This window comes from Streptomyces sp. NPDC101237 (assembly GCF_044767465.1).
Lineage (GTDB): Bacteria > Actinomycetota > Actinomycetes > Streptomycetales > Streptomycetaceae > Streptomyces > Streptomyces gramineus.
In genome coordinates, this window is the sequence record NZ_JBIWNY010000012.1 from 34,553 (window position 1) to 51,302 (window position 16,750).

The following is a 16,750-nucleotide window of genomic DNA, read 5'->3' on the forward strand; positions in this document are numbered from 1 at the left end:
GCATGGCCGCCTGCGAGGCTTCCGGAGAGCGTTCCCCGGAGGTGCGGGCTCTCCGAGGCGCCCCGAACGCACACCGGCAGCACTCTGGAAGCGACGCGGAAAGCCGACAAGGAGCCGATCATGAGGACCCAGTGGAACGCCGCGGAAGGGCACGTCGAGACCACCGCACGCGGCCGCGCCGTGCTCTCCCAGCCCCGCCTCAACCGAGGCACCGCCTTCACGCGGGAGGAACGGCGGTCACTGGGCCTGGTGGGTCTGGTGCCGTCGGCGGTGCTGACCCTGGAGCAGCAGGCCGAGCGGGCGTACCAGCAGTACCAGGCCCAGCCGACCGACCTCGCGAAGAACGTCAACCTCACCGCGCTGCACGACCGCAACGAGGTGCTCTTCTACCGCCTGCTCGGTGACCACCTCGACGAGATGCTGCCCATCGTCTACACCCCGACCGTGGGCCGGGCGATCCAGCGCTACAGCAACGAGTACCGGCGCCCGGCCGGCGTGTACCTGTCGGTGGACGCGCCGGAGGACATCGAAGGAGCCCTCACCGCCACCGGTATGGGCCCCGAGGACGTCGACCTGATCGTCGCCACGGACGGCGAGGCGATCCTCGGCATCGGCGACTGGGGCGTGGGCGGCATCGACATCTCGGTGGGCAAGCTCGCCGTCTACACCGCCGCCGCGGGCATCGACCCGAACCGCACCCTGGCCGTCATGCTGGACGTCGGCACCAACCGCCGGGAACTCCTGGAGAACCCGCTCTACCTGGGCAACCGGCACCCGCGGGTGGACCGGGAGACGTACGACGCGTTCATCGACGCCTACGTCACCACCGCGCGCCGCCTCTTCCCCGACGCCCTGCTGCACTGGGAGGACTTCGGCGCCGCCAACGCCCGCCGGATCCTGGAGCGTTACCGCCCGCACGAGTTCACCTTCAACGACGACGTCCAGGGCACCGGCGCCGTCAACCTCGCGGCCGTGCTCTCCGGGGTGAAGGCCAGCGGGATCGCGCTGCGCGACCACCGCGCGGTGATCTTCGGCGCGGGCACCGCCGGGATCGGCATCGCCGACCAGTTGCGGGACGCCATGGTCGCCGACGGGCTGACCGCCGAGGAGGCCACCGCGCGCGTCTTCGCCGTGGACCGCCACGGCCTGCTCACCGACGACCAGGACGGACTGCGCGACTTCCAGGTCCCCTACGCGCGGCCCGCCGCCGAGGTCGCCGACTGGCGGCGGGACGAGAAGGTCGGCGGCATCGCGCTCGCCGAGGTCGTCGAGCGGGTGCGGCCGACGGTCCTGATCGGCACCTCCGGCCAGGGCGGCTCCTTCACCGAGGACATCGTCCGCACGATGGCCGCCCACACCGACCGTCCGATCGTCCTGCCGATGTCCAACCCGACGGACCTCGCCGAGGCCGTCCCGGCCGACCTGCTGGCGTGGACGGACGGCCGCGCGCTGATCGCCACCGGCAGCCCGTTCCGCCCGGTCGACCAGGACGGGGTCCGGTACGAGATCGGGCAGGCCAACAACGCGCTGATCTTCCCGGGCCTCGGGCTCGGCGCGATCGTCGTCCGGGCCACCCGGGTCACCGACGGCATGCTGACCGCCGCCGCGCACGCCGTCGCCGGGCAGACCGACGCCACCGGACCCGGCGCGCCGATCCTGCCGCTGACCGACCGGCTGCGGGAGACGTCGGTGTCCGTGGCGGTCGCGGTGGCCCGCGCGGCCGCCGCCGACGGGGTGGCGCGGGTGCCGGTGGACGACTCCGTCGAGGAGCGGGTGCGGGCCGCGATCTGGCAGCCGGTGTACCCGCCGATCAAGGCCGTCTGAGGGGCCGCCCGGCCCGCCTCCCGCCCGCGGGCGCCGCTCCCATGCCGCCACGGCCTGCGTCCGGCCTGCTCCATGCGGCGGGAGAATGAATCCATGGATCTCCAGGTACTGCGCTCCTTCCGGGCCGTGGCCGAGGGCGCGACCGTCACCGAGGCCGCGGCCGCGGCGCACCTCACCCAGCCCGCGCTCTCCCGGGCCCTGAACCGGCTGGAGAGCGAGGTCGGCGCCGAACTCCTCCAGCGGGTCGGCCGGGTCCTGCGGCCCACCCCGGCCGGGCGGGTGTTCAAGGAGTACGTCGACACCGTGCTGGACGGTTACGACCGCGGGCGCCGGGCGGTGGCCGAGATGGTCGACCCCGACACGGGCGTGGTCTCGCTGGCCTTCCTGCACACCCTGGGCACCTGGCTGGTGCCCCGGCTGGTCACCGGCTTCCGGCAGCGTTTCGCCGCCGTCCGCTTCGAACTGCACCAGGCCGACGAGAACGGCCTCGCCCAGCACCTGCTGGACGCGACCGCCGACCTGATCATCACCGGCAAGGACCCCGGCCATCCGCTGATCACCTGGCGGCGGCTCCTGGTCGAACCGCTCTGGCTGGCCGTCCCCGCCCGGCACCGGCTCGCGCAGCGGCGGCGGGTGCGGCTGGCCGAGGTGGCCGGCGAGCAGTTCATCGTGCTCAAGCCGGGTTACGGGCTGCGCAGCGTCACCGAGACCCTGTGCCACCAGGCCGGGTTCAGCCCGCTGGTGGGCTTCGAGGGCGAGGAGGTGGAGACGCTGCGCGGGCTGGTGGCCGCCGGTCTCGGCGTCTCCCTGATGCCGGCCGCGCCGGAGGTCACCGCGGCCCACGAGGCCGGCCCGGACCTGCCCGTCCGCTACGTCGGGCTCACCGACGTGCGGGCCGCCCGGGACATCGGCGTGGCCCGGCGCACCGCCCGCACGCTGCCTCCGGCGGCCCGGCGCTTCCTCGACCACGCCCTGCGCGCGACGGCCGGGACGGACGGAGCCCCACAGCCGGCCTGACCGCACCGCACTTAACACAACACGGTTGCACTAATAACGAAACCGTGTTGTGCTGTCGTCATGAGCACTGACACCTGGTTCATCACCGGTTCCTCCCGCGGCTTCGGCCGCGACCTCGCGATCGCCGCCCTGGAGGCCGGCGACAACGTCGTGGCCACCGCCCGCAGGCCCGCCGGGCTGGACGACCTCGTCGAGAAGTACGGCGACCGGGTGCTGCCCGTCGCGCTCGACGTCACCGACCGGGCCGCCGCCGAGGCCGGTCTCCGGGCCGCCGTCGAACGGTTCGGCCGGGTCGACGTCGTGGTCAACAACGCGGGATACGCCAACCTCGGCGCCGTGGAGACGACCCCCGAGGACGACTTCCGCCGCCAGTTCGACACGAACTTCTGGGGCGTCTACCACGTCTCCACCGCCGCGCTCCCGATCCTCAGGGCGCAGGGCGGCGGCACCCTCGTGCAGTTCTCCTCGATCGGCGGCCGCGTCGGAGGCACCCCCGGCCTCGGCTCCTACCAGGCCGCCAAGTTCGCCGTGGACGGCTTCACCCGGGTCCTCGCCGCCGAGACGGCACCGTTCGGCATCCGCTGCCTGGTCGTGGAACCCAGCGGCTTCGCCACCGACTGGGCGGGCTCCTCCATGCGGATCCCCGAGGTGGCGCCGGAGTACGACGCCACGGTCGGGGAGATGGTCCGCCTGCTCGGCGGAGCCGTCGCCGCGGCGGGCGACCCGCGGCGCGCCGGCGAGATCCTGGTCCGGGTCGTCAAGGCACCGAACCCGCCCTCGCACCTGCTCCTCGGCGTCGACGCCGTCGAGATGGCCCAGGCGTACTCGCGCGCCCAGCTGGAGGAGGCGGCGGCCTGGGAAGAGGTGGGCCGCTCGGCCGACTTCGGCCAGGACTTCCCGGCCGGACTCCCGGCGCCGGCGGGTCACCAGGACCGGTGAAGGCTCCGGACGGAGCCCGCGCGCGGCGGTGTCAGGCGCACCTTGCCCGTGCCAGGGCGTGGCACGCGATGCCGGGCGCGAACAGCGGCCTCTCCCGCCGGTCGTGATCACCGGAGGCGGCCCGAAGTCTCCTCAGGTCACAGCCCATGGACACGGACCGCGCGGGCGTTCTTCCGCTACAGCCCCGCGATCTTGTTCCAGCGCTTGGCGAAGTCCACCCGCTCGGTCGACGTGATGTCGCGGGCGATGGCCAGGCGCCCGCGCATCGCCGTGTTCGGGAAGATCAGCGGGTTCTCGGCGAGGGCCGCGGTGTCCCTGTCCTTGGACGCGGCGAGGACCTGCTGCGCGGCCGGGACGGGGCAGACGTAGTTGACCCAGGCCGCCAGCCGGGCCGCGACCTCCGGCTCGTAGTAGTGGTCGACGAGACGTTCCGCGTTGGCCTTGTGGGCGGCCCGGTCCGGGATCATCAGGGAGTCCGACCACAGCTCCGCGCCCTCCTCGGGGACGACGAAACGGATGTCGGGGTTGTCGGCCTGCAGCTGGATGACGTCACCGGAGTACGCCTGGCAGGCCAGGACGTCGCCGCTGACCAGGTCCTTGGTGTAGTCGTTGCCGGTGAAGCGGCGGATCTGGCCGCGGGCCAGCTGCCGTTCCACCTCGTCGCACACGTCGTAGAAGTCGTCGGCCGTCCACGTGGTGATGTCCACGCCGTTGCCCTGCATCAGCAGCGCGAACGCCTCGTCGAGGCCGGAGAGCAGGGTCACCCGGCCCTTGAGGTCTCTCGCCCACAGGTCCTTGACGTGCCGGATCTCGCGGCCCAGCTTCCGGTGGTTGTAGGCGATGCCGGTGATGCCGGACTGCCAGGGCACCGTGTACAGGCGGCCGGGGTCGAAGGCGGGCGAACGCAGCAGCGGGTCGAGGTACTTGGCGACGTTCGGCTGGTGAGCGCGGTCCATCCGCTGGACCCAGCCGAGCCGGACGAAGCGCGCGCACATCCAGTCGCTGATGACGATCAGGTCCCGGCCCGTGGACTGGTGGTTCATCAGCGCCGGGCTGATCTTGCCGAAGAACTCGTCGTTGTCGTTGATCTCCTCGGTGTAGTCGACGGAGATCCCGGTCTGCTTCTCGAAGGCGTCGAGGGTGGGCCGCCTGTTCGGGTTGTCGTCGTCGACGTCGATGTACAGCGGCCAGTTGGAGAAGACCAGCTCGCGGTCCCGTGCGGACAGGTCGGTCACGGCGCGGTCGTCCGCCTTGACGTACGCGGCGGGCACCCCGCAGCCGGCCAGGCCGCCCAGCGCGGCGGTGCCGCCGAGCGCGCGCAGCAGGGTACGACGGGACGGCCGAGGCGTTCGGGAAGGATTCTGGGGCACGTCTTCAGCATGTCTCGCCCGGCCTCCGCCGGGCAATCGACGGTCCGTCGAGCGGCCTGACGCGGACAAGACACCTTGTCGATGACCTGGGTCGACCCGCCGTGACGGGCCCGTCCACCGGCACGGAAAGGCGCTGCCGGGGGGTCTCCCGCCCCGGCAGCGCCGCATTCCCGGACCACGTGCTCCGCACTACGCGTCGAGCGACGTCATCACGTGCTTGATCCGCGTGTAGTCGTCGAAGCCGTAGGCCGACAGGTCCTTGCCGTACCCGGACTTCTTGAACCCGCCGTGCGGCATCTCCGCGACCAGCGGGATGTGGGTGTTGATCCACACGCAGCCGAAGTCCAGCTTCTTGGACATCCGCATCGCCCGCCCGTGGTCCTTGGTCCACACGGAGGAGGCCAGCGCGTACTCGACGCCGTTGGCCCACTCGGTGGCCTGGTCCTCGTCCGTGAAGGACTGAACGGTGATGACCGGTCCGAAGACCTCGTTCTGGATGATCTCGTCGTCCTGCTTGAGGCCGGAGACGACGGTAGGGGCGTAGAAGTAGCCCTTGTCGCCGACCCGCTGGCCGCCGGCCTCGACCTTGGCGTGGGCGGGCAGCCGCTCGATGAAGCCGGAGACCTGCTTGAGCTGGTTGGGGTTGTTGAGGGGGCCGAAGAGCACGTCCTCGTCGTCCGGCTGCCCGGTCTTCGTCTCGGCCGCGGCCTTCGCCAGCGCGGCGACGAACTCGTCGTGGATGGACTCCTGGACGAGGACGCGGGTGGCGGCCGTGCAGTCCTGGCCGGCGTTGAAGAAGCCGGCGACGGAGATGTCCTCGACGGCCTTGGCGATGTCGGTGTCCTCGAAGACGACGACCGGCGCCTTGCCGCCCAGCTCCAGGTGGACCCGCTTGAGGTCCTTGGAGGCGGACTCGGCGACCTGCATGCCGGCGCGCACCGAGCCGGTGATGGAGGCCATCGCCGGGGTCGGGTGCTCGACCATGAGGCGGCCGGTGTCACGGTCACCGGTGACCACGTTGAAGACGCCCTTGGGGAGGATGCCGCCGAGGATCTCGGCCATCAGCACGGTCGACGCCGGGGTGGTGTCGGACGGCTTCAGCACGACGGTGTTGCCCGCGGCGAGCGCCGGGGCGAACTTCCACACGGCCATCATCATCGGGTAGTTCCAGGGCGCGACCTGCGCGCAGACGCCGATCGGCTCGCGGCGGACGATGGAGGTCAGGCCCTCCATGTACTCGCCGGCCGAGCGGCCCTCCAGCATCCGGGCCGCGCCCGCGAAGAAGCGGATCTGGTCGATCATCGGCGGGATCTCCTCGGAGCGGGTGAGCCCGACGGGCTTGCCCGTGTTCTCCACCTCGGCCGCGATGAGTTCCTCGGCGCGCTCCTCGAACGCGTCGGCGATCTTCAGGAGGTACCTCTGGCGCTCGGCGGGCGTGCTGTCCCGCCACGCCGGGAAGGCCTGGGCGGCGGCGGCCATGGCCGCGTCGACGTCGGCCGCCCCGGACAGCGGCGCCGTCGCGTACGCCTCGCCGGTCGCGGGGTTGACCACCTCGGTGGTCCGTCCGTCGGCGGCGTCCCGGAACTCACCGGCGATGTAGTTCTGTAGTTTGCGCAGCCGACCCAGCTCGGTACTCACTGCCGGCCCTCCAAGATTCGGGTGTCCATTGACTGAGACACCCACAGTAATCCGAGATCCCACGTTTTCAACACCCCCGCCCCGGCCCCCCCTGCGAAATCCGCAGTACTGGGTACCTCAAACAACGAATTTCATCGAAGCGGCCTTGCGGAACCGTCGAGACGTCGTGCACAGTGAGGTCGTGGCCAGTCGAAGCGCAGACCAGAGGGACTCCTCCCGCGAGTCCAGGAACGGCACCCCGCAGTTGGATGCCGTCTCCCTCGCCATCATCCAGCAGCTCCAGGAGGACGGCCGCCGACCGTACGCCGCGATCGGCAAGGCCGTCGGCCTGTCGGAGGCGGCCGTGCGCCAGCGCGTCCAGAAGCTGCTGGACCAGGGCGTGATGCAGATCGTCGCCGTCACGGACCCGCTCACCGTGGGCTTCCGCCGGCAGGCGATGGTCGGCGTCAACGTCGAGGGCGACGTCGAGTCGATAGCGGACGCGCTGACGGCCATGTCGGAAGTCGAGTACGTGGTGATGACCGCGGGCTCGTTCGACATCCTCGCGGAGATCGTCTGCGAGGACGACGACCACCTGCTGGACGTCATCAACAAACGCATCCGGGCGCTGCCCGGCGTGCGCTCCACCGAAAGCTTCGTCTACCTGAAGCTGAAGAAGCAGACCTACATGTGGGGAACCCGATAACCGTGACCCAGAAGGACCTCAGCCGCACCGCGTACGACCACCTGTGGATGCACTTCACCCGCATGTCCTCGTACGAGAACTCACCCGTCCCGACCATCGTCCGGGGTGAGGGCACCTACATCTACGACGACAAGGGCAAGCGCTACCTGGACGGTCTCGCGGGTCTGTTCGTGGTCCAGGCCGGTCACGGCCGCACGGAACTCGCCGAGACCGCCTTCAAGCAGGCCCAGGAACTGGCCTTCTTCCCGGTGTGGTCGTACGCCCACCCCAAGGCCGTCGAGCTGGCCGAGCGCCTCGCCGACTACGCCCCCGGCGACCTGAACAAGGTCTTCTTCACCACCGGCGGCGGCGAGGCCGTGGAGACCGCCTGGAAGCTCGCCAAGCAGTACTTCAAGCTCAAGGGCAAGCCGACCAAGTACAAGGTCATCTCCCGCGCGGTCGCCTACCACGGCACCCCGCAGGGCGCCCTGTCGATCACCGGCCTGCCGGCCCTGAAGGCGCCGTTCGAGCCGCTGGTGCCGGGCGCGCACAAGGTGCCGAACACCAACATCTACCGCGCGCCGCTCTTCGGCGACGACCCGGAGGCCTTCGGCCGCTGGGCCGCCGACCAGATCGAGCAGCAGATCCTCTTCGAGGGCCCGGACACCGTCGCCGCGGTCTTCCTGGAGCCCGTGCAGAACGCCGGCGGCTGCTTCCCGCCCCCGCCCGGCTACTTCCAGCGCGTGCGCGAGATCTGCGACCAGTACGACGTGCTGCTCGTCTCCGACGAGGTCATCTGCGCCTTCGGCCGCCTCGGCACGATGTTCGCCTGCGACAAGTTCGGCTACGTCCCGGACATGATCACCTGCGCCAAGGGCATGACCTCGGGCTACTCCCCGATCGGCGCCTGCATCATCTCCGACAAGCTCGCCGAGCCCTTCTACAAGGGCGACAACACCTTCCTGCACGGCTACACCTTCGGCGGCCACCCGGTCTCCGCGGCCGTGGGTCTCGCCAACCTCGACCTGTTCGAGCGCGAGAACATCAACCAGCACGTGCTCGACAACGAGGGCGCGTTCCTGTCCACGCTGCAGAAGCTGCACGACCTGCCGATCGTCGGCGACGTCCGCGGCAACGGCTTCTTCTACGGCATCGAGCTGGTGAAGGACAAGCACACCAAGGAGTCCTTCAACGAGGAGGAGACCGAGCGCGTCCTGTACGGCTTCCTCTCCAAGGCCCTGTTCGACAACGGCCTGTACTGCCGTGCCGACGACCGCGGCGACCCGGTCGTCCAGCTCGCCCCGCCGCTGATCTCCAACCAGGAGACCTTCGACGAGATCGAGCAGATCCTGCGCGCCACGCTGACGGAGGCGTGGACGAAGCTCTGATCATCAGATCAGCGGAATGACGCGGCCCCGGTGCCGTCCGTTCGAGTGAGAACGGCGGCCCGGGGCCGTGTGCCGTCCGGGCTCGGCCCGACGACCTGCCTAGCGTGCACGTGACCGATCGGCCCAGCCTTCGTTCCCCCGGACGGGGGATCGGACACGGGAAAACGGATCAGAACCGAGGTGTACGCCCATGGAGGCCCCGCCGGACAACGACGTGCTGTGGGCACGCTCCCTGCACTTCAGCCACCAGGACGGCTCGCCCGGTGTCACCGGCGTCTCGCTCGGTGTCCGGGAGGGCGAGATCCTCGCCGTCAGCGGCCCGCGCGGCAGCGGCAAGACCACGCTGCTCAGGTGCCTGTCCGGTCTGGTCCCGGCGCAGCACGGCGAGGTCTGGTTCAACAGCACGGCCGTGCACCGGATGGGCCCGATGACCCGCGAGCGGCTGCGCCGCGACCGCTTCGGCTGGATCGACCCGGCCCCGGCCCTGGTCCCCGAGCTGAACGTCTGGGAGAACACCGCCCTGCCCCTCATGCTGCGCGGCACCGGCCGCCGCCGGGCCAAGGTGGCCGCGCTGGAGTGGCTGGAGCGCCTCGACGTCGGCGACAAGTCCCGCCGTCACCCCGCCCAGCTCCAGCAGGCCGAACGCCAGCGCGTCTGCATCGCACGCGCCCTCGCGCCCGCCCCCACGATCCTCTTCGCCGACGAGCCGACGGCACCGCTGCACCGCGCCGACCGCGCGCACGTGCTGCGCACCCTCACCACGGCGGCCCGTTCGCACGGCATCACGGTCGTCCTCGCCACGCACGACGCCGAGACGGCGGCCCTCGCCGACCGCACCGTCCAGCTCCTGGACGGCCGCCGGGTCAACACCGTCCACCTGCCGCCGGTGCCCGAGACGGAAGGCCGGGCCGAGTGCTCGCTCTCCGTCTGACCCGCGCCGCCCGCCCGGCCGTCCACCTGCGCCGCCTCCTGGTGGCCGCGGCGGCCGCCGGCACGGGCTTCCTGCTGCTGTCCGCCCTCGGCTACGCGATGGTCCACCCGACCCACTCGACGGCCGCGCTGCTGCGCCTGGCCTGGTGCCTGGGCCCGCTCGCCGCCACGGTGTACCTCGCGATCGCGGTGGCCCGCACCGACCCCGGCACCCGGCCGCGCCCCGGCCTGTCCGCCCTTGGTCTGGGCCCGGGCCGGCTGATGGCCGTCGCCGCCCTCAACACGGCCCTGGCCTGCACCCTGGGCTCGCTCGTCGCCCTCCTGGTCTTCCTGCACCTGCGCGGCGATCTCACGGGCATGCCCTTCGACGGCGCGGCGAAGGACTTCCTGGCGGCGAACAGGTCGCTGCCCGTGCCGGCGGCGCTGACCCTGCTCGCCGTCCTGCCGGTGCTCGCGTCCGCGGCGGTGGCGGTGACCCTCCGGCCGCGGGACCTGCCGGACCCGGCGGCCCGCGCGCGGGGCTTCGGCCGGTTCGGGGCCTACGGCAAGCGGGCGCAGGCCGAGACCTTCGGGACGTACGGCCGCTTCGGCGCCCGCCTCTTCGGCTCCCCGCCGCGGCCCGCGCCGCCCGCCACGGCCGACCGCGCCGCCGACGGCTCCGCCCCGGACGACTCCACCGCGCGCGCCGACGCCGCGGACGGCACCGGGCAGGCACCCGCGGATCAGGCCGCCCCGCCCGCGGCGGCGTCCGGACCGGCGGCCCTCGCGAAGACGCCCACCGGTCTCCCCTGGGGCGTCGCGGTGATCGCCGCCGGCCTCGCCGTGGAGTCCTACGCCGGCGCCACCGCGTCCGCCCCGCGCACCACCCTCCCCGGCGGGCTGACCGTCGGCCCCGTCGGCGTCCTGGCCGGGTGGGCCCTGACCGCCCTCGGGCTGGCACTGGCGGCCCCCGGCCTCACCCACCTCTGCGGCCGCGTCCTGCAGGCCGTGCGCCCCGGCGCGCTGCGCCTCCTGGCCGGCCGCGTCCTGATGGCGGAGGCCACCCGCATCGGCCGCCCGCTCGGCATCGTCTGCGCGGTGGCGTCGGCGGGCTTCGCGGCCCGCACGCTCCACGCCGACGGCCGCGCCCTCGCCTTCGGCCCGCTCACCGCCCTCGGCGGTCTCGTGGTCGCCGGCTGCGCGGTGGCCACCCTGCTGACCGCGGCCGTGGAGGCCCGCCAACTGCGCGCCGACACCACCGCGGCCCTGCTCCGGGTCGGCGCGCCGGCCACCGTGCTGCGCGGCGCCGCGGCCCTGCGCACCGGCGCCCTGCTGGCCTTCTTCGTGCCCCTGACCCTGCTGGTCGCCGACCTCGCCGCGCTGCCCCTCGCCCGCTGAGCCGCGGTGCGGACCTTCCGACGGCGGATTCCGAACCGACCGATGAGTTTCGCACCTTCCTTCGGTCCAACCCCCCGAACGGCACGACACCCGAGGGAGAGGCCCCCATGTACCAGCAGATGATCTTCGTGAACCTGGCCACCGCCGACGTCGCCGCGTCGCGGAAGTTCTTCACGGAGCTCGGCTACACGATCAACCCGCAGTTCAGCGACGACAACTGCTCCTGTGTCGTGATCAGCGACACGATCGTCGCGATGCTCCTGAGCAAGCAGCGCTACGCCGACTTCACCAAGAAGGAGATCGCCGACTCGACGAAGACCAGCGAGGTGCTGATCTGCCTGAGCGCGGAGAGCCGCGAGAAGGTCGACGAGCTGGTGGAGAAGGCGGCCGCGGCGGGCGGCACGGCGAACGACGACGTCCAGGACCAGGGCTTCATGTACGGCCGCTCCTTCGACGACCTCGACGGCCACAGCTGGGAGGTCGTGTGGATGGACCCGGCGGCCGTGCAGGGCTGACGCCTGGTCTTCCGAGTCGGGAATTCTGTTCAGACAGCGATCCAGGTGCGGATGTCCTTCTCCAGGGCGTGGACGGTTTCGTGGACGCCTCCCTGCCCGACAAACCGGGCCCGCCGGCGTCCCACCGCCTGCGGGGTCGAGCCGGGTCGTGCGGCCACGTCCTTGTTCGACGCCCCGCTCGCGCAGGCCAGGACGATCCGCACCGCTGAGCCCACGCCCGCGGCGTCGAACGGTGCCGCACCCAGCCCTCCAGCGCGGCCCGTTCCCCGCCCGACAGGACCAACTCGGCCTTCGGCCGCCCAGTGCGCGCCACCCCGCAACCCCACACATCCGAACAGAATTCCGGACTCGGAAGACTAGGGTGGGCGGGTGCATCAGACACCCGCCCAGCCGCAGCCCGAAGACGCCGTCCACGACCGTGAGATCGAGTCGCTCGCCGAGTTCGACGCGGTGGTCGCCGTGCACGGCACGCTCGCCCGGTACCGCGTCCAGGCCGTCGATCTGACGGACCGTACGGACGTCCTGCTCGCCACCGACACCGCCGAGGCGGTCTTCCTCGGCTGCCCGATGTCGGACGAGGCCGCCGCCGCGGTCCGCGCCTCGGGCGCCCTGGTGTTCCCGCCCGTACCCGACGTTCCGTTCGATCCCTACCGCGCCTTCGTGTACACGCCGGGCGAACTGTTCGACGGGCTCGGCGCGGGCTACGAGGCGACCCCGGACGCCCGTTCGTACGCCTGGTTCCGGCGGACCAGGGCGGACGGCGACATATTCGCCTCGATGCTCCGCTCCGTGCACGACGACGCGGTCTCCGACGCGCTCGACGAACTCCTCACCGGGGCGCGGGTGGTCGGCGTGATGGGCGGGCACGCGATGGCCCGCGGCACGGCGGAGTACGCCGGTGCCGCCCGGCTCGGCCGGGATCTGGCGCGGTCCGGCCTCACGGTCGCCACCGGGGGCGGCCCGGGCGCGATGGAGGCGGCGAACCTGGGCGCGTACGCGGCGCCGTTCGACGACGGCATGCTGGAGGAGGCGCTGCGGCTCCTCGCCAAGACGCCGTCGTTCCGGCCGTCGGTCGCCGACTGGGCACGCGCCGCCTTCGAGGTCCGCGAACGCTGGCCGGACGGCGGTCCCTCGGTCGGCATCCCCACCTGGTTCTACGGCCACGAGCCGCCGAACGCCTTCGCCGCGCACATAGCCAAGTACTTCGCCAACGCCACCCGCGAGGACGGCCTGTTGGCCCGCTCCACCGCCGGTGTGGTGTTCCTGCCGGGCGCGGCCGGGACGGTGCAGGAGATCTTCGACAACGCGACGCCGAACTACTACGAGTCACGGGGCGAGCCGACCCCGATGGTGCTCGTCGACGAGGCGCACTGGAGCGAGCGGCTGCCGGCTTGGCAGCTCCTGACCTCGCTTGCCCAGGACCGGCCGATGGCGTCCCGTATCGCCCTCGTTGACCGGATCGAGCAGGCCGCCGAGGCGCTGAAACGTCTTAGCATCTAATAAGAAGGTAAAGTCAACGCCCGTGGGCCGCATATGCATTGACACTCCTTACGGCGCACTTATAGACCTGTGAGCCTCTTGGGGTAGCTGATGCCTCACCTCACGTTGCGTCAACTGCTCCACAAGCCCCCCGCAGTTATGCACCCAGTAAGGACAAACGTGTCCATATCCCGCCGCAGTGCACGTCGTTCCGTGCGCATCCTGGGAGTTGCCGCTGCGTCGGCCGCGCTGACGCTCGGCGTCTCCGCTTCCGCGCTCGCGTGCAACATCCGCGATTTCTCCGCCGAGGCCACCTGCGACGGCACCAACGGTGTCATCAACGTCAAGGATGTCGACGCCTCGGGTACGTCGGCCACCATCACGGTCTTCCTGGAGAACAACGGCGCCGACGCCAACCAGGTCGGCACCGCTCAGACCGTCAAGGGCTCCCGCGAGGGCACCACGGTCACCTTCTCCGAGAACTGGAAGCCGAACGCGGAGTACCGCGTCCGTGTCAAGGTCGACAGCGGCAACATCCACATCGACAAGGACATCACGCCCAACCTCACCACCCCCTCCACCGCCTGCAAGGCGGAGGAGAGCACCAGCCCGTCCCCGTCGGAGTCGGCCACGCCGTCCCCGTCGGAGTCGGAGAGCACCGCTCCGGCCGAGTCGGACTCCCCGGCCCCCTCGGAGTCGGAGAGCACCGCTCCGGCCGGCACGACGGACAACGCCCCGTCCCCGGCGGTCGGTGACTCCAACCTCGCCGAGACCGGTGCCAACTCCAACACCGGTCTGATCGCCGGCATCGCCGGCGCGCTCGTCGTGGTCGGCGGCGGCGCCGTCTGGTTCGGCATGCGCCGTCGCGGGGCGAACAGCGGAAGCTGACGCACCCGTACCCCCGCACACCGCCGAGGCCCGTCCCCCCTTCCCCGGGGGACGGGCCTCGGCCGTGCCGTCGCCGGGTCCGTCAGCCCAGTACGACGGTCTCCGCGGCGTCGAACTCGACGCCGACGGTGTCGCCGACCGCCGGTGCCTCCCGCAGCGCGCAGGCCGCCGCCAGCCGCGGCCCGTCCCCGGGCTGGAGGTGCACGGTGACATGGGTGCCCTGGAAGGTGCGCGCGGACACCGTGCAGGACAGCCCGGTGCCGGCGGCCGTCAGCCGTACGCCCGCGGGCCGCACCAGGACGGTGCGCGCCCCCTGCGGCCCGTCCCCCGGCACCGGGAGCTTCCCCCACGGCGTCACCGCGACCGTGCCCCGGACGGTCGCCGGGACCACGTTGTCGAAGCCGAGGAAGCGCGCCACGAACGCGTCGGCCGGCCGCTGCCAGACGTCGAGGGGCGTGCCGGACTGGGCGATCCGCCCGTCCCGCATCACCACCACCCGGTCGGCCAGCGCGAAGGCCTCGCCCTGGTCGTGCGTGACCGCGAGCACGGTCGTTCCCAACCGGCCGAAGAGTTCGCGCAGTTCGACCACCAGCCGCTCGCGCAGCGAACGGTCGAGCTGTCCGAGGGGTTCGTCGAGCATCAGCAGCCGGGGGCTGGGCGCCAGCGCGCGGGCGAGCGCCACCCGCTGCTGCTCGCCCCCGGAGAGCCCGGCCACCGCCCGCCCGGCCGCCCCCGGCAGTCCGACCAGCTCCAGCAGCTCCGCCACCCGCTCGGCCTGCCGGTCCCTGCCCTCGCCGCGCATCCGGAGTCCGAAGGCCACGTTCCGGCCCACGTCCCGCTGCGGGAACAGCTGGTGGTCCTGGAACATCAGCCCGACCCCGCGCCGGTGGGCCGGCACCCGCGCCTGGTCCCGGCCGTCCAGCAGCACCCGGCCCTCGTCCGGCGGCCGCAGTCCCGCCACCACCCGCAGCAGCGTCGACTTGCCGCTCCCGCTCGGTCCGAGCACGCACACCACCTCGTGCTCGGCGACCTTCAGGTCCACGGCGTCGAGCACGGCCCGCCCGCCGAACCGCACGGTGGCCCGGTCCAGTTCGAGAAGCGGCATCAGAACTCCCCCGTCCGGTCGGTCCGCAGCCGCTCCAGCACCAGCAGGGCCACCGCGCACACCACCATCAGAATCGTGGAAAGGGCCATCGCCTGGCCGTAGTTGAGATCGCCGGGGCGGGACAGCAGCCGGGCCACGGCGACGGGAAGGGTCGGGTTGTCCGGCCGGGCGATGAAGACCGTGGCCCCGAACTCCCCGAGCGAGACGGCGAAGGCGAAGCCCGCGGCGATCAGCAGCGCCCGCCGCACCAGCGGCAGATCGACCTCCCGCCACACCCGCCAGGGCGACGCCCCGAGCACGGCCGCCGCCTCCCGCAGCCGTTCGTCCACGGCGCGCAGCACCGGCAGCATGGTCCGCACCACGAACGGCACGCCGACCAGCGCCTGCGCGAGCGGCACCAGGATCCAGGACTGCCGCAGGTCCAGCGGCGGCTTGTCGAGGGCGATCAGGAACCCGAAGCCGACGGTCACCGCGGACACCCCGAGCGGCAGCATCAGCAGCGCGTCGAAGCCCCGTACCAGCCGTCCCGCGTCCCTCCGGGCCAGCGCGGCAGCCGCGAGCGCCCCGATCAGCACGGCGACGGCGGTCGCGACCGCGGCGTACTCCAGCGAGGTCACCACCGACTGGACGGGCGCGACCAGGAAGGTGCCGCCGTCGGCGTCGCCGAGGGCCCGGTAGTAGCCGAACCCGCCGTCGAGCGAGCGCCGTACCAGCACCGCCAGCGGCAGCACGAGGAGCACGGCGACGGTGGCGAGGACCCCGCCGAGCAGCGCCCACTGGCCGGGGCCGCGCGGCCGGCGGGCCGTCACCGCCGGGTCCACCAGACGCAGCGCGCTCTCCCGCCGCCGTACCGTCCACGCGTGCACGGCGAGGATCGCGCCGACCGCCATGAACTGCACGACCGTCAGGACGGCTGCCGTGGAGAGGTCGAAGATCTCCGAGGTCTGCCGGTAGATCTCCACTTCGAGGGTGGAGAAGGCAGGTCCGCCGAGGATCTGCACCACGCCGAAGGAGGTGAAGGTGAACAGGAAGACCATCAGCGCGGCGGCGGCCACGGCGGGCGCCAGCGCGGGCAGCGTCACCTTCCGCCAGGCGCCCAGCGGCGAGACGCCGAGCATCCGCGCGGCCTCCTCCTGCCGCGGGTCCAGTTGCGCCCACAGCCCGCCCACGGTCCTCACGACGACCGCGTAGTTGAAGAAGACGTGCGCGATCAGGATGGCCCACACGGTGGTGTCCAGCCGTACGCCCCACAGTTCGTCCAGCAGTCCGCCGCGGCCGACCAGGGCCAGGAACGCCGTGCCGACCACCACGGTCGGCAGCACGAAGGGCACCGTCACCACGGCCCGCAGCACCTGCTTGCCCGGGAAGTCCAGGCGGGCGAAGACGTAGGCGGCGGGCAGCGCGACCAGCAGGGTGAGGCCGGTGGAGGCGAGCGCCTGCCAGGTGGTGAACCACAGGACGTGCCGGATGTCCGGCCGGCCGACGACGTCGGCGATCCGCCCGAACCGCCAGCCGCCGTCCGCCTTCAGACCGCGGCTGACGATCGCCGCGACCGGCCAGGCGAAGAAGACGGCGAAGAACGCGACGGGCACGGCCATCAGGCCGAGCCGCGCCGC

At 72.2% G+C, this 16,750-nt stretch carries 15 protein-coding genes; 10 read left to right on the forward strand and 5 right to left on the reverse strand.

Annotated elements, in window-relative coordinates; all coding sequences use genetic code 11:
- Nucleotides 1-120 precede the first annotated feature (120 nt).
- The 3 genes from ACIRQ9_RS19710 to ACIRQ9_RS19720 all read left to right on the forward strand — a co-directional run bounded on the left by ACIRQ9_RS19710 (nucleotide 121) and on the right by ACIRQ9_RS19720 (nucleotide 3,780).
- Nucleotides 121-1,824 (forward strand): NAD-dependent malic enzyme, encoded by a 1,704-nt coding sequence (locus tag ACIRQ9_RS19710; RefSeq protein WP_404174624.1) that lies wholly within the window; start codon nucleotides 121-123, stop codon nucleotides 1,822-1,824.
- Nucleotides 1,825-1,917: 93 nt separating this feature from the next.
- Entirely contained in the window at nucleotides 1,918-2,841 is a 924-nt protein-coding gene (locus tag ACIRQ9_RS19715) for a LysR family transcriptional regulator (RefSeq protein WP_404174627.1), read from the forward strand.
- A 60-nt stretch (nucleotides 2,842-2,901) separates the two neighbouring features.
- Nucleotides 2,902-3,780, forward strand: a complete 879-nt coding sequence (locus tag ACIRQ9_RS19720; protein ID WP_404174630.1) for an SDR family NAD(P)-dependent oxidoreductase — start codon at nucleotides 2,902-2,904, stop codon at nucleotides 3,778-3,780.
- A 176-nt stretch (nucleotides 3,781-3,956) separates the two neighbouring features.
- Here the strand turns inward: ACIRQ9_RS19720 and ACIRQ9_RS19725 are convergent, their stop codons facing one another.
- Both ACIRQ9_RS19725 and ACIRQ9_RS19730 read right to left on the reverse strand, forming a co-directional pair.
- A complete protein-coding gene (locus ACIRQ9_RS19725; RefSeq protein ID WP_404174633.1) occupies nucleotides 3,957-5,150 on the reverse strand; it encodes an extracellular solute-binding protein in 1,194 nt (397 codons plus the stop codon).
- 189 nt (nucleotides 5,151-5,339) lie between these two features.
- A complete protein-coding gene (locus ACIRQ9_RS19730) occupies nucleotides 5,340-6,788 on the reverse strand; it encodes a gamma-aminobutyraldehyde dehydrogenase (protein ID WP_404174636.1) in 1,449 nt (482 codons plus the stop codon).
- A gap of 166 nt (nucleotides 6,789-6,954) precedes the next feature.
- On the opposite strand from ACIRQ9_RS19730, the gene ACIRQ9_RS19735 reads away from it, so the two are divergent.
- From ACIRQ9_RS19735 to ACIRQ9_RS19755, 5 genes are all read left to right on the forward strand, one after another.
- Entirely contained in the window at nucleotides 6,955-7,473 is a 519-nt protein-coding gene (locus tag ACIRQ9_RS19735; RefSeq protein WP_089098474.1) for an Lrp/AsnC family transcriptional regulator, read from the forward strand.
- The gene (locus tag ACIRQ9_RS19740; RefSeq protein WP_404174639.1) at nucleotides 7,458-8,840 is read left to right on the forward strand and encodes an aspartate aminotransferase family protein; all 1,383 of its coding nucleotides are present in this window, start codon (nucleotides 7,458-7,460) and stop codon (nucleotides 8,838-8,840) included. Before ACIRQ9_RS19735 ends, ACIRQ9_RS19740 begins: the two co-directional genes overlap by 16 nt.
- 190 nt (nucleotides 8,841-9,030) lie before the next feature.
- The gene (locus ACIRQ9_RS19745; RefSeq protein WP_404174642.1) at nucleotides 9,031-9,771 is read left to right on the forward strand and encodes an ABC transporter ATP-binding protein; all 741 of its coding nucleotides are present in this window, start codon (nucleotides 9,031-9,033) and stop codon (nucleotides 9,769-9,771) included.
- On the forward strand, nucleotides 9,753-11,147 hold the full coding sequence (locus tag ACIRQ9_RS19750; RefSeq protein ID WP_404174645.1) for a hypothetical protein: 1,395 nt from the start codon (nucleotides 9,753-9,755) through the stop codon (nucleotides 11,145-11,147). The genes ACIRQ9_RS19745 and ACIRQ9_RS19750 overlap by 19 nt, the downstream gene beginning before the upstream one ends.
- Nucleotides 11,148-11,254: 107 nt before the next feature.
- Nucleotides 11,255-11,662 carry a VOC family protein gene (locus ACIRQ9_RS19755; protein WP_404174648.1) on the forward strand — a complete coding sequence of 136 codons (408 nt, stop codon included), beginning with the start codon at nucleotides 11,255-11,257 and terminating at the stop codon, nucleotides 11,660-11,662.
- A 29-nt stretch (nucleotides 11,663-11,691) separates the two neighbouring features.
- Here the strand turns inward: ACIRQ9_RS19755 and ACIRQ9_RS19760 are convergent, their stop codons facing one another.
- A complete protein-coding gene (locus ACIRQ9_RS19760; protein WP_404174651.1) occupies nucleotides 11,692-11,877 on the reverse strand; it encodes a hypothetical protein in 186 nt (61 codons plus the stop codon).
- A 154-nt stretch (nucleotides 11,878-12,031) separates the two neighbouring features.
- On the opposite strand from ACIRQ9_RS19760, the gene ACIRQ9_RS19765 reads away from it, so the two are divergent.
- Both ACIRQ9_RS19765 and ACIRQ9_RS19770 read left to right on the forward strand, forming a co-directional pair.
- Complete coding sequence (locus ACIRQ9_RS19765) at nucleotides 12,032-13,162, forward strand: LOG family protein (RefSeq protein ID WP_404174654.1); 1,131 nt, start codon at nucleotides 12,032-12,034, stop codon at nucleotides 13,160-13,162.
- Between the two features lie 138 nt (nucleotides 13,163-13,300).
- Nucleotides 13,301-14,029: an LAETG motif-containing sortase-dependent surface protein gene (locus ACIRQ9_RS19770; protein WP_404174657.1), complete on the forward strand. Its 729-nt coding sequence runs from the start codon at nucleotides 13,301-13,303 to the stop codon at nucleotides 14,027-14,029.
- An 82-nt stretch (nucleotides 14,030-14,111) separates the two neighbouring features.
- Here the strand turns inward: ACIRQ9_RS19770 and ACIRQ9_RS19775 are convergent, their stop codons facing one another.
- Both ACIRQ9_RS19775 and ACIRQ9_RS19780 read right to left on the reverse strand, forming a co-directional pair.
- On the reverse strand, nucleotides 14,112-15,134 hold the full coding sequence (locus ACIRQ9_RS19775) for an ABC transporter ATP-binding protein (protein ID WP_404174660.1): 1,023 nt from the start codon (nucleotides 15,132-15,134) through the stop codon (nucleotides 14,112-14,114).
- The gene (locus ACIRQ9_RS19780; RefSeq protein ID WP_404175120.1) at nucleotides 15,134-16,732 is read right to left on the reverse strand and encodes an ABC transporter permease; all 1,599 of its coding nucleotides are present in this window, start codon (nucleotides 16,730-16,732) and stop codon (nucleotides 15,134-15,136) included. The genes ACIRQ9_RS19775 and ACIRQ9_RS19780 overlap by 1 nt, the downstream gene beginning before the upstream one ends.
- Between the last annotated feature and the right edge of the window lie 18 nt (nucleotides 16,733-16,750).

Bases quoted from the DNA above. Each gene is read 5' to 3' on its own strand.
- ACIRQ9_RS19710 (WP_404174624.1), top strand. From the start codon at position 121: ATGAGGACCCAGTGGAACGCCGCGGAAGGGCACGTCGAGACCACCGCA.
- ACIRQ9_RS19715 (WP_404174627.1), top strand. From the start codon at position 1,918: ATGGATCTCCAGGTACTGCGCTCCTTCCGGGCCGTGGCCGAGGGCGCG.
- ACIRQ9_RS19720 (WP_404174630.1), top strand. From the start codon at position 2,902: ATGAGCACTGACACCTGGTTCATCACCGGTTCCTCCCGCGGCTTCGGC.
- ACIRQ9_RS19745 (WP_404174642.1), top strand. From the start codon at position 9,031: ATGGAGGCCCCGCCGGACAACGACGTGCTGTGGGCACGCTCCCTGCAC.
- ACIRQ9_RS19755 (WP_404174648.1), top strand. From the start codon at position 11,255: ATGTACCAGCAGATGATCTTCGTGAACCTGGCCACCGCCGACGTCGCC.
- ACIRQ9_RS19770 (WP_404174657.1), top strand. From the start codon at position 13,301: ATGCACCCAGTAAGGACAAACGTGTCCATATCCCGCCGCAGTGCACGT.
- ACIRQ9_RS19775 (WP_404174660.1), bottom strand. From the start codon at position 15,134: ATGCCGCTTCTCGAACTGGACCGGGCCACCGTGCGGTTCGGCGGGCGG.
- ACIRQ9_RS19780 (WP_404175120.1), bottom strand. From the start codon at position 16,732: ATGGCCGTGCCCGTCGCGTTCTTCGCCGTCTTCTTCGCCTGGCCGGTC.